At 35.9% G+C, this 11,290-nt stretch carries 11 protein-coding genes; 7 read left to right on the top strand and 4 right to left on the bottom strand.

The features are described from left to right. Positions 1-74: 74 nt before the first annotated feature. Both BAU28_RS01290 and BAU28_RS01295 read right to left on the bottom strand, forming a co-directional pair. Positions 75-515 (bottom strand): Dps family protein, encoded by a 441-nt coding sequence (locus tag BAU28_RS01290; protein ID WP_002174124.1) that lies wholly within the window; start codon positions 513-515, stop codon positions 75-77. Positions 516-763: 248 nt separating this feature from the next. Continuing rightward, positions 764-2,197 (bottom strand): alanine/glycine:cation symporter family protein, encoded by a 1,434-nt coding sequence (locus BAU28_RS01295; protein WP_071717484.1) that lies wholly within the window; start codon positions 2,195-2,197, stop codon positions 764-766. A gap of 410 nt (positions 2,198-2,607) precedes the next feature. Here BAU28_RS01295 and BAU28_RS01300 point away from each other — a divergent pair, with 410 nt between their 5' ends. From BAU28_RS01300 to nprB, 7 genes are all read left to right on the top strand, one after another. Next, entirely contained in the window at positions 2,608-3,105 is a 498-nt protein-coding gene (locus tag BAU28_RS01300; RefSeq protein WP_001026076.1) for a cation:proton antiporter regulatory subunit, read from the top strand. Continuing rightward, positions 3,106-4,305 (top strand): cation:proton antiporter, encoded by a 1,200-nt coding sequence (locus BAU28_RS01305; protein ID WP_025148266.1) that lies wholly within the window; start codon positions 3,106-3,108, stop codon positions 4,303-4,305. An 83-nt stretch (positions 4,306-4,388) separates the two neighbouring features. Next, a complete protein-coding gene (gene uptA / locus BAU28_RS01310; RefSeq protein WP_071717485.1) occupies positions 4,389-4,988 on the top strand; it encodes an undecaprenyl phosphate transporter UptA in 600 nt (199 codons plus the stop codon). Positions 4,989-5,203: 215 nt separating this feature from the next. Further along, positions 5,204-5,638, top strand: coding sequence for a DUF3920 family protein (locus tag BAU28_RS01315; RefSeq protein ID WP_002174118.1), 435 nt, complete (start codon positions 5,204-5,206; stop codon positions 5,636-5,638). A gap of 112 nt (positions 5,639-5,750) precedes the next feature. Continuing rightward, a complete protein-coding gene (locus BAU28_RS01320; RefSeq protein ID WP_071717486.1) occupies positions 5,751-6,161 on the top strand; it encodes a MarR family winged helix-turn-helix transcriptional regulator in 411 nt (136 codons plus the stop codon). 51 nt (positions 6,162-6,212) lie between these two features. After that, positions 6,213-6,911, top strand: a complete 699-nt coding sequence (locus BAU28_RS01325) for a pirin family protein (protein ID WP_071717487.1) — start codon at positions 6,213-6,215, stop codon at positions 6,909-6,911. Positions 6,912-7,193: 282 nt separating this feature from the next. Continuing rightward, positions 7,194-8,843, top strand: coding sequence for a neutral protease NprB (gene nprB, locus BAU28_RS01330; protein ID WP_071717488.1), 1,650 nt, complete (start codon positions 7,194-7,196; stop codon positions 8,841-8,843). A 44-nt stretch (positions 8,844-8,887) separates the two neighbouring features. Here the strand turns inward: nprB and BAU28_RS01335 are convergent, their stop codons facing one another. Next, on the bottom strand, positions 8,888-9,205 hold the full coding sequence (locus BAU28_RS01335) for a metal-sulfur cluster assembly factor (RefSeq protein WP_002174114.1): 318 nt from the start codon (positions 9,203-9,205) through the stop codon (positions 8,888-8,890). A 117-nt stretch (positions 9,206-9,322) separates the two neighbouring features. Next, the gene (locus BAU28_RS01340) at positions 9,323-11,014 is read right to left on the bottom strand and encodes a methyl-accepting chemotaxis protein (RefSeq protein ID WP_071717489.1); all 1,692 of its coding nucleotides are present in this window, start codon (positions 11,012-11,014) and stop codon (positions 9,323-9,325) included. Between the last annotated feature and the right edge of the window lie 276 nt (positions 11,015-11,290).

Raw genomic sequence — 11,290 nt, forward strand, 5'->3', positions numbered from 1 at the left:
AGGCAAAGAGCGCCTCTACGTCAAAAACTCCATCCTCCTCACATTCTGAACGAGCCGCTTCCGCTTTTAAGTTATTATTGATTCAAGAATGCGCGTAACATCCAAGCGTGTTTTTCTAGTTCTGTGTAGATGCCAAGTAGTAAGTCTGATGTCATTTCGTCGTCAGAGTCTTGTGCAATTTCCATACCTTTTTTCAATTCGCCTAGCATCATTTCGTAGTCTTTCATGATTGCTTCGACCATCCCTTCTGCAGTTTCTCCGTAAGCTGCTTCTTGAATAGAAGATAGTTCTAAGTATTCTTTCATTGTTGCTACTGGTTTGCCACCAATTGCTAAAATACGTTCTGCAATTTCATCGATGTGAGTAGCTGATTCTGTGTAAAGCTCTTCAAATTTCTCATGTAGTGTGAAGAATTGAGGTCCTTTTACGTACCAATGGAAGTTGTGTAGTTTTGTAAATAAAACGCTCCAGTTTGCTACCTGTTTGTTTAATACTTCGATTACTTGTTTATTCATTATGATCAATCTCCTTTTGAGTTGTTATGTTATATCAATTACTAATTTATAATTATTATAATCTAGTAATTTGTATAAATCAACCCTTTTGCTGGAATTAATTTGAACAAATTATGAACTGTTGTAAATAAAAATCCCTATTACTGTGAAGTAATAGGGATTTCTATTTAGTATCCAGCTCCGGTGACTAGAACAGTCGGTCATTTCGCGCCTTCCTGTTCTGAGCAAGTCACCTCCGCTTTTAGTCGTTATCCAGCCTGCTGTTTCTCTTCTATATCCTGCCCATCCCAGCACTCCGTATTTTTTAAGCCAGGGATAGAACTTGCATAGAAAACAGGATCTTTTCCTTGTTTCTTTTGCTTAATATAGTCTACTAATGCTGCGTAGGCGAACTTGCTAAGGAATGAGATGGCAATTAAGTTTGTAAATACCATTAGTCCCATAAAGAAATCAGCTAAACTCCAAACTGTTTGAAGGGCAGCGATTGATCCGAAGAACACCATTCCGACAACTGCAACGCGATAAATCATTAACCATGTTTTGCTTTCTTTAATGAATGCGATATTTGTTTCACCATAATAGTAGTTTCCTAGTAAGGAACTGAAAGCAAATAGGAAAATAATAATCGCTAAGAAAGTGCTTGCCCACGGTCCGATTTGTGAACTTAATGCTTGTTGTGTTAATTCAATTCCTTGTAAATTTGATCCTTTGTAAAGTCCAGAACATAATACGATAAATGCTGTTGATGTACATACTAAGAATGTGTCTACGAAAACACCTAATGCTTGAACAAGTCCTTGTTTTGCAGGGTGAGATACATCTGATGTTGCAGCTGCATTAGGAGAGCTACCCATACCTGCTTCTGTCGCGAATAAACCGCGCTGAATTCCGAACTTGATTGCTGCTCCAATACCACCAGCGATGGCTTGGTCTAAACCGAATGCACCGTTAAATATTTCTAGAAAAATGCTTGGTAACATATTGAAGTTTTTAATAACGACAAAAATAGCCACACAAATATAAACGATTGCCATTGGAGGAACAATCATTTCTGTAATACGTGAAATGCTCTTAATACCGCCAAAAATAATAACTGCGACTAATAAAGCTAATAGAGCTCCTACGATAGTTCGCTCTAGTCCAAAAGCATTTTCAAACGCTATTGTTACTGTATTTGCTTGTACTGAATTGAAAATTAATCCGTACGCAACTGTAATGAGAAGTGAAAACCAAATGCCCATCCAGCGTTTGTTTAACCCTTTTTCCATGTAATATGCTGGGCCACCACGGAATCTGCTTCCATCTTTTACTTTATAAATTTGTGCAAGCGTACATTCTACAAAACTAGTAGCTGCTCCGAGAATAGCGATAAACCACATCCAAAATACTGCGCCGGGTCCACCCATGGAAATTGCTAATGCTACACCAGCTAAGTTTCCGATACCGATGCGTGCCGCTGCACTTAAGCAAAATGCTTGGAATGGGGAGATGCTATCTTTTTTCTTTTCTTTTTGACTGAATCCTTTACTAATTAAACTGACCATCTCACCGAAATGCGTAATTTGGACAAATTTCAATTTAATAGAGAAATAAAGACCGAAGCCGATTAACATTGCAATAAGAATATATGACCACAAAATATTATTCGTCACCTCAAGGAATCTGCTAAAGATATCAACCATATAATACACTTCCTTTTTTTCGTAATAAGAAAATTATATGCAAAAAATATACCAGAATCAATTTTTCTAAAAAATTATGTTACTTAAACGTATTTTATGTTATGATTATGTTACATCGTAATATTTTTAGAATTATTTACATTTTAAAAAACTAAATTTAAAGCGAGAAAGAGGGGATAATTTGAAAGAAGAATCTTTATTGAAAGTAAGTCTTAAGAGTTTGAAAATGAGAAGTAATGTATTTTTTATCATTACATCTTTAAGTATCTTTTTAGGAGCCACTTATTATTACAATAAAAGATTTCCAAATCACAGGTATCCTGAATGGTTAGAATTTCTAAAATGGATTGGATGAATAAAAGACAGAAAAACAGAAAATTCAAATAAAAATCGTTGTGGAGGAGCTAAATATGAATATTAGAGAAAGTGAACTTCCGGGTATTGGTTACAAATTTCAAATCGTTACGAAAGGTAACGAAAAGATGGTGATTGTCATTCATGATGATGGGCGTAGAGAAATGTATCATTTTGATTCAGACCATGAAGAAAGCATCTCAAGTATTTCATTACGTGACTCAGAGGCAAGACAAATTGCAGCAATATTAGGTGGAATGGTATACAAGCCTAGAGCATTAGAAAATGTTGAAATGGTTTTTGAAGGTTTAGCGATTGAGTGGTTTAAAGTGGAGAATACAGCTCCGGCAATCGGAAAAACAATTGGTGATCTTGAAATAAGAAAAACATACAGCGTAACGATAATTGCAGTTATGAAAAAGAATATGAAAAAGCTATTTAATCCAGGACCAGAAACGGTAATTGAAGAAGGAGATATGCTTGTAGTTTCAGGTGAGAGAGAAGAAATTAAAAAAATTATTAATGAATTACTTTCAAATAGGGGGACTGACTAGATGGATACTTTAATTTTTGAAGTTGGTACAGCGTTAATATTAGTTGCAATTGCTGCGGTGATTGCTGGAAAGTTTAAATTCTCAGTAATTCCTTTTCTAATTGTACTCGGAATGTTAGTAGGGCCGCACGCGCCGACAATAGGTGTTATCGATCTCAAATTTATTGAAAGTGCAAGTGTGATTTCCTTCCTTGGAAGGATTGGCGTTCTGTTCCTTCTTTTCTATCTAGGATTAGAATTTTCGATGAAAAAACTAATTAAATCTGGACGCTCTATTGCGATTGGTGGAACGATTTATATCTTAATTAACTTTTCGCTAGGATTATTATACGGATTTATAATGGGCTTCCCGTTACTTGAAATCTTAATTATTGCGGGTATTATTACGATTTCTTCTAGCGCTATCGTTGCTAAAGTGTTAGTTGATTTAAGAAGAACTGGTAATAATGAAACCGAACTAATTTTAGGAATTATTATGTTTGAAGATATATTCCTTGCTGTATATTTATCGGTAGTTTCTGGCTTAGTCCTTGGGGATCACGCTTCATTCTTAGGTGCTCTCACTTCAATTGGAATTGCTTTAGGATATATGCTTCTATTCTTTATTGTAGCTAGAAAGGCTACGCCGTTATTAAATAAACTGTTGAATATTAGTTCAGATGAAATCTTTATTATTGTAGTATTTGCTTCGTTATTCTTTATTGCAGGTTTTTCAGAAACAATTCACGTTGCAGAAGCAATCGGGGCACTTCTTTTAGGACTAGTTTTCTCTGAGACAGAGCATAGTGATCGAATCGAACATCTTGTTGTTCCATTTAGAGACTTTTTCGGAGCTATTTTCTTCTTCAGTTTCGGGTTAAGTATAGATCCGTTCTCATTAGGCGGAGCAATATGGCTAACGTTAGGTGCTGTACTCCTTACAATAATCGGTAACTTTGTAGCGGGAATGATTGCAGGAAGACAAGCTGGATTATCTCATAAAGCATCGACAAATATTGGTCTAACAATTGTTTCAAGAGGAGAATTCTCTATCATCATGGCCAACATTGGTATTGCGGGTGGTTTAATGTCAGTATTGAAGCCATTCTCTGCGCTATATGTGCTCATCCTATCCATTTTAGGACCGCTTCTTACTAAGGAATCAAATAATATATATAAGTTCTTGAATAAAATCTTTAAGTGGAATACAAAGACTACCTAAACTTAGAAAAAACAAAAGTACAAGATATTCACTTCTTGTACTTTTATTTTGGATAATGAAAACAGTAAAGAGAGAGGTAAAAGATGTTAGGAGATTTAATTCATTCAGTTTTAGTTTTTCTAGAAGGACTCGGTTATTGGGGAATTATGCTTGGATTAATGCTGGAAGTTATCCCAAGTGAAATCGTGTTGTCGTATGCAGGGTATTTAGTATCAACAGGAAGCATTACATTTTGGGGTGCTGTTGCATTCGGTACAATTGGCGGTGTAATCGCGCAACTATTTATTTATTGGATCGGCCGTTACGGGGGAAGACCAGTTCTTGAACGCTATGGGAAATATATTTTAATTCAAAAGAAACATATTGATTATGCGGAAGCGTGGTTTAATCGCTATGGAATAGGTGTTATCTTTACAGCACGTTTTATTCCTGTTGTACGTCATGCTATTTCGATACCAGCAGGTATTGCGAAAATGTCGCATGTTAAATTTATTACGCTGACTACACTTGCTGTTATTCCGTGGTCAATTGTATTTGTGTATTTAGGCCTAAAATTAGGTGAAGAATGGGAAAGTATCAATAAAGTGGCTGGCCCTTATGTTAAATATTTTGCACTTGCGGCTATAGGGTTAGGCATTTGTTATTTCGTGTTGAAAAAAGTACGAAAACAGAGTAACAAATAGGAATATATTATGTATAAAGCTTTGCTTTGAAAAATTGACATATAAGATCGGATTTTATAAAAATCATTATCGTGAAGGAATCTATTGATAAATAGATTCCTTTTTTACAAGAAATAGATATGACGCCACATTGGTTAGAGAGGGATATGTTTAATATTTGCCATATTGTGGCATATATATAAGAAAAGGGAGTTTTGGAAGGGGATTATAGAGAAATGGAACTCCAGTTTCAAAATGTATATCAACAAGTTGAGAATTGGTATGTGTTGGATTCGGAGCTTCCTTGGGATGTCAAAAGGATTAGAAATGATTTGTTTTCTCTTATTGAAGTAAGTAAAACACCAGTTATTTTTTGTGATACGTGTGATGCAAATAATGTGCTTTTAGCACTAGGGGAAGAAGAAGAGGAGTTTTTATTCCCAGTAGGTGGTTTTTATCATAAGGAAAAACAATTAATTTTCGTTTGTATGTGGGAAGAGTATGAGCAAGTGCTTAAAACACTTTTGCATGAATTTCGCCATGCGATGCAGCATAAGAGGGATGTATTGTATGTTGGAAGTGAATCGTACGAAGAGAGATGGATTGAGAAAGATGCGAGGAATTTCGCGGAGAGGAAATTAGATGAATATAAAAATAGAAAATTGATGTAAAGCATAGTGGAGAAATAGTGCTGTGCTTTCTTTTGTGCTTACTAAAAATAAGTATTTGACTTTTATAAAGTTTAGTTCTAAACTAATAATATCAAACGAGCGAGGTGATGGAATGAAAACAGAAGAAAGACTAGGGTTACTATTATGGTTTCGTTTATCACGCTTTTATAATAGAAGTATTCGTGAGACAAATCAGCATTTGAAAAAGTGGAATGTATCTGCTGCTCAGTTTGATGTATTAGTTCAAATTGGAGGCCACGATCGTTTAACGCAGCAAGAACTTGGAAATAAGCTATTTGTTACGAAAGGAAATGTCACTCAGCTTTTAAATAAAATGGAGCAGCTGGAGTGGATTGGGCGTGAACAAGAAGGTACTACGAAATATATTTCGTTAACAGAAAAGGGAAGAGCTTTATATGAGGAAATCGTCCCACCTCAAGAAACGTTCCAAGCGGAGCAGTTTCATAATTTAAATATAGAAGAACAAAATCAATTATTAAAATTACTAAAAAAATTACAGTAAGAAAAAATTTTAAAATAAATCTTGAATTCGAGATAATATGAGGTGAAGGATATGTTTAGAAAAGTTGATCATAAAAATATGGGAAGAGCAAATCACGGCTGGTTAAATACACATTTTCATTTTTCCTTTGCTAATTACTATAATCCAGATAACATGAGCTTTGGAGCATTGCGTGTGATTAACGATGATCTAGTAGCGGCACAAACTGGTTTTGATATGCATCCACACCGCGATATGGAGATTATTTCGTACGTTGTAGACGGTGCTTTAACGCATGAAGATAGTATGGGAAACCGCGGAACAATTGAGCGTGGACATGTTCAATATATGAGTGCAGGTACTGGTGTATTTCATAGTGAGCATAATTTAGGAAATGAGACATTGCGTTTATTACAAATTTGGATTTTACCAGACCGTGCGGATCATAAGCCAAACTATGGTGAGTTTAAATTTGATTGGAGTAAACGTGAAAACGAGTGGTTCCATATGGTATCTTCTTCTGATGGAGATGCACCAATTCGTATTCACCAAGATGCAAATTTATATTCTTTATCGTTAGAAGCTGGTAAAGAAATTCATTTTCCTGTTACAGAAGGACGTCAATTGTACCTTGTACAAATTGAAGGTAGTAGTGTTGTAAACGGTGAAACACTTGTAATGCGTGATGCAGCGGAGGCTGTAGAAGAGGATATTCACATTCAAGCGAAAGAGAAGTCACATTATTTAGCAATTGAAATGAAAATACAATAAAGTGAAACTTTAATCAGTGGAGAGGTGTTCATCCCACACCAATCAGGCTTTTACGGACAGTTAATGCAGGATAAAACAAGATTTTAATTTGTGGTGATTTTTCAGTATATGAATAACGGGATGAAAAGTTAGAGGAAAGAGGACATCGAAAAAAGATGTCCTCTTTTTTATACGTTGAATTATCAGAAAAAACTTTCTCAATTTTTGGAAACAGGTATTAGGATGAATATTCAGAATATTATAAAGGTGTCAAAAACTTTTAGGGGAATGGGGAGTGTTAGATTGAAAAAGCAAGTAGTTTCATCAGCATTAGCGTTATCCGTTGTTATTGGAGGATTTGGGGCATTTGGAGCAACAAAAACACAAGCGGAAGAGCAAAAAATCCAGTATCACCAAGAGTTTAAAACACCAGCTTACATAGGTGAAGAATGGAAAGCACCGGAAGGACTAGATAAAAAAGAGACGGTCTTTCAATATTTAGAGAGTAAAAAAGATATGTTTAAACTAGCGGGAAACATTGACAAACATTTCAATGTCGTTGGGGAAGAAAAAGATGCTGAATCTGGTACGACACATGTGAAGTTAGTTGAGAAACATAATAACATTCCTGTGTATGGATCAGATCAAACTGTTACTCTTGATAAAGAGAATAATGTAAAAGCATTTTTCGGACAAGTTATTCCGAATTTAGAAGATAAAAATATTCCAGCGGCAGCAAGCGTTAGTGCGGAACAAGCAGAAACGATCGCAAAAGCTGATATTGAGAAAGAAATTGGTAAAGTAAATAATTATGATGGTGTGAAAAAAGATTTATTTGTGTATGAAAAAGATGGAAAGTACTATCTTGCATACCTTGTTAAAGCGTCAGTTTCAAAACCAGCTCCAGGATATTGGCATTATTTTGTTGATGCGACAAATGGAAATATTATTGAGAAATATAATGCTGTAGATCAAATTACTGGATTTGGTTATGGCGTATTAGGCGGTAGACAATCATTTGAAATCGCTCAAGATGCGAAAACAGGAGCGTTCAACTTATTTGATGGTAAACGAGGACAAGGTATCCATACATTTGATGCAGAGAATATGGACGAAAACTGGTTTAATTTATTCTCACAATGGCTTGGATATACAGGAGAAGAAGTTGAAAGTAAATCTAAGTTCTTCGAAGATAAAGCGGCAGTTGATGCGCATGTGAACGCAGGAAAAGTATACGATTACTATAAAAAGACATTTAATCGTAATTCTTTCGATGATAAAGGTGCAAAACTTATTTCTACTGTTCACGTAGGTACAGCATGGAATAATGCGGCTTGGAACGGTGTGCAAATGATGTATGGTGATGGTGATGGAAAGACATTTATTCCATTATCAGCTGGCCTAGACGTTATTGGCCATGAGTTAACGCATGCTGTAACTGAACATACAGCAAATCTTGTTTACAAAAATGAGTCAGGTGCGTTAAATGAATCGTTATCTGATATTATGGGTGTCATGGTTGAGAAGAAGAGCTGGGATTTAGGTGCGGATATTTATACACCTGGAAAACCTGGTGATGCGCTTCGTTCTCTGAAAGATCCAGCATCTATTCCAAATCCATTAAAACCAGGTGAAGGTTACCCAGATCATTACAATAAACGCTATACTGGAACAGCTGATAATGGCGGCGTTCACATTAACAGTAGTATTAACAATAAAGCTGCATACTTAGTATCTGACGGCGGAGAGCATTACGGTGTGAAAGTAACTGGAGTGGGCCGTGAAGCGACAGAGAAAATTTATTACCGTGCTCTTACTAAATATTTAACTGCAAACTCTGACTTTAAAATGATGCGTCAAGCTGCACTTCAATCAGCAGAAGATTTATATGGTAAAAACTCTAAAGCTGTACAAGCTGTAACGAAAGCTTATGACGCTGTAGGAGTAAAATAATAAGAGAAAAAAGACCTGACTGGATTGTCAGGTCTTTTCTTTCTTTAATCACGGATACCTAATGCGATTTTTGCCATGCGTGACATACGTTCTTTCGTCCACGGTGGATTCCATACAACGTTTACTTCTATTTCATTTACTTCAGGTACGTTCGTTGATAATACCTTTTTAACGTCTGATACGATTTGGCCAGCCATTGGACAACCGATAGAAGTCATCGTCATTGTAATGACAACATTATTATTTTCATCGGCTGTAACGTCATAAACTAATCCAAGATTGATAATATCAACACCTAGCTCTGGATCAATAACAGCCTCTAAATTTGCATACAACTTATTTTCAAATGCTTCTTGTGACATGAGCAGCACCTCCTACACATTAATGATATCGATTCTCATTATAACGGAAATACGTGCAATGTGCAGGAAATGAGCTTAAAAAAAATTCCTCCGTGGAAGAGGAATTTTTTTGAAAAGCTATTCAGTTTTAAAGTGAGATACAAGTTGATCTAATTCTCCAACCGTTTGTTTCATTTGTTTTGCAGTTAGAGTCATTTCATTCATAACAACGACTTTCTGTTCAGCCGATTGCGCTGTTGCGGCCGTTTCACTTGATACTTCATTAGAAATTGAAGCAATGTTATTGAGTGAAGCATTCATTTCTTCAGCACTTGCAGCCATCTCTTCAGCAGTTGCTGATATGTCTTGAATTTGAGTGGACACTTTATTCACTTGATCAACGATTGTTGTGAAAGAAGAGCCGGCCTCACGAATGACGTTAATACCTTCAAATGCTTCGGAACGACCTTGAGACATCATAGAGCTAGCAGTTTCTGTGTCATTTTGAATTTGATGCAGCAATTGGTTAATATCTGTTGCAGCTGTTTTTGATTGTTCAGCAAGTTTACGAACTTCATCTGCTACGACAGCAAATCCCTTCCCTTGTTCGCCGGCACGAGCCGCTTCAATAGAAGCATTTAAAGCAAGTAGATTTGTTTGCTCAGCGATATTAGAAATAGATTGTACAGCTGTATCAATATATCTCGTATGAGTGATTAGACGTTCGACTACTTCGGATGTAGCATTTACGGCTTCGTGTATCGTTGTCATTTGTGAAATAGATTTTTGGATTACAGTACTTCCGTCGTTAGCATGTTCAGATGTGACTACAGCTAGTTCGGCTACAGACGAAGCGGATTCTGCAATACGTTGAACACTTATTGACATATCATCCATTGCAGTCGAGCTTTCTTCCATACTAGAAGTTTGCGATTGAATGCTTGCATTTAAATTAGACATCGAGTTTTGAACTTTTATTGTCGCATCAAGCGATGTATTGGTCTTTTCTAGCATATTTTCAGAAGCGTTTTGTACTTCCACAGAAGTTTTTTGAACACGATTAATGATATGTTGCAGATTTTCTAACATTTTATTAAATGATGTTGCAATTGCACCGATTTCATCATTGCTATTTACTTGTAGGCGAGCTGTTAGGTCACCCTCTTGAGAGGATAATTCTTTTAGTTTAGTATCAATTTGCTGAATTGGTTTTACAAGCTTACCAGAGAACCACCATGCAAGAATAATTGCAACGACAATACATATAACAAGTGATAAGAATATAACGTATTCAATTAGTAGTGCTGATTGATCAATTTTTTCAATGGATTGTTCACGTAACTTAGCTTGTTCGTTGCTATAGTTTGTAAAATCACCAATAACTTTATAAACAGTGCCGTTTTCTGAAGAAGCAACTTGTAATGCTTCGTCCCACTTTTGTTCTTTTGCAAGAGAGAAAACTTTTTCTTCAATAAATTTTCTCCAAGTAGAGCCTAATTCCATTGTATCTTTCACGGATTGGGATACGTTAGGGTTAGAAAGAAGTTGTGCTTTCTTATCTTCAAGAAGCTTACTCATTTCATGAAACTTGTCTAATTCGACCTGATCGTGTTGCAGTAAATAACCTCTTAAAGCAGAAAGTTGAACTTGATAAGCGTCTCCACGCTCTTTTAATTCTGTTGCAAGGGGGGAAATTTCTTTTTGCAGTGCTTCAGCCTTACGAGTTTGATCAATAGCGAAGAATAGAATAAAGGCTAAGGCGATGCCAAATAAAGCGCAAACCGTTCCCATCATGAACAGCAGTTTTTTTCTAATGCTCATAAAACTCATATGATAAAAAAGCCTCCTTTTAAAATCTTAGTATTAGGATTAATTCATATTAAAAGTTAAAAGAAAGCTTCACTCCTAAAGGAACAAAGCTTTCTTCTTTCCTTTAGGCATTATAGCAGACAGAGGGGGAGAGAGAAAGATATATTTAAAAGTAAAAAAAGAAGGGCTAAAATGAGAAATCCCCCTTTTTTATTTTTATCCCGCATTAACGGGCAGTAAGACTCCCACCTCAAAATTCGGCTGTAAAGCAAAGGAGTTAGGTGGGAGATCAACTGC

The organism is Bacillus paramycoides, assembly GCF_001884235.1.
In the GTDB taxonomy this organism is placed as follows: Bacteria; Bacillota; Bacilli; order Bacillales; family Bacillaceae_G; genus Bacillus_A; species Bacillus_A paramycoides.

What these genes read in the sequence shown, in the direction of transcription:
- uptA (WP_071717485.1), top strand. Translation starts at nt 4,389, where the DNA reads ATGTTAGGAGATTTAATTCATTCAGTTTTAGTTTTTCTAGAAGGACTC.
- BAU28_RS01295 (WP_071717484.1), bottom strand. Translation starts at nt 2,197, where the DNA reads ATGGTTGATATCTTTAGCAGATTCCTTGAGGTGACGAATAATATTTTG.
- BAU28_RS01340 (WP_071717489.1), bottom strand. Translation starts at nt 11,014, where the DNA reads ATGAGTTTTATGAGCATTAGAAAAAAACTGCTGTTCATGATGGGAACG.
- BAU28_RS01290 (WP_002174124.1), bottom strand. Translation starts at nt 515, where the DNA reads ATGAATAAACAAGTAATCGAAGTATTAAACAAACAGGTAGCAAACTGG.
- BAU28_RS01315 (WP_002174118.1), top strand. Translation starts at nt 5,204, where the DNA reads ATGGAACTCCAGTTTCAAAATGTATATCAACAAGTTGAGAATTGGTAT.
- BAU28_RS01305 (WP_025148266.1), top strand. Translation starts at nt 3,106, where the DNA reads ATGGATACTTTAATTTTTGAAGTTGGTACAGCGTTAATATTAGTTGCA.
- BAU28_RS01300 (WP_001026076.1), top strand. Translation starts at nt 2,608, where the DNA reads ATGAATATTAGAGAAAGTGAACTTCCGGGTATTGGTTACAAATTTCAA.
- BAU28_RS01325 (WP_071717487.1), top strand. Translation starts at nt 6,213, where the DNA reads ATGTTTAGAAAAGTTGATCATAAAAATATGGGAAGAGCAAATCACGGC.
- BAU28_RS01320 (WP_071717486.1), top strand. Translation starts at nt 5,751, where the DNA reads ATGAAAACAGAAGAAAGACTAGGGTTACTATTATGGTTTCGTTTATCA.
- BAU28_RS01335 (WP_002174114.1), bottom strand. Translation starts at nt 9,205, where the DNA reads ATGTCACAAGAAGCATTTGAAAATAAGTTGTATGCAAATTTAGAGGCT.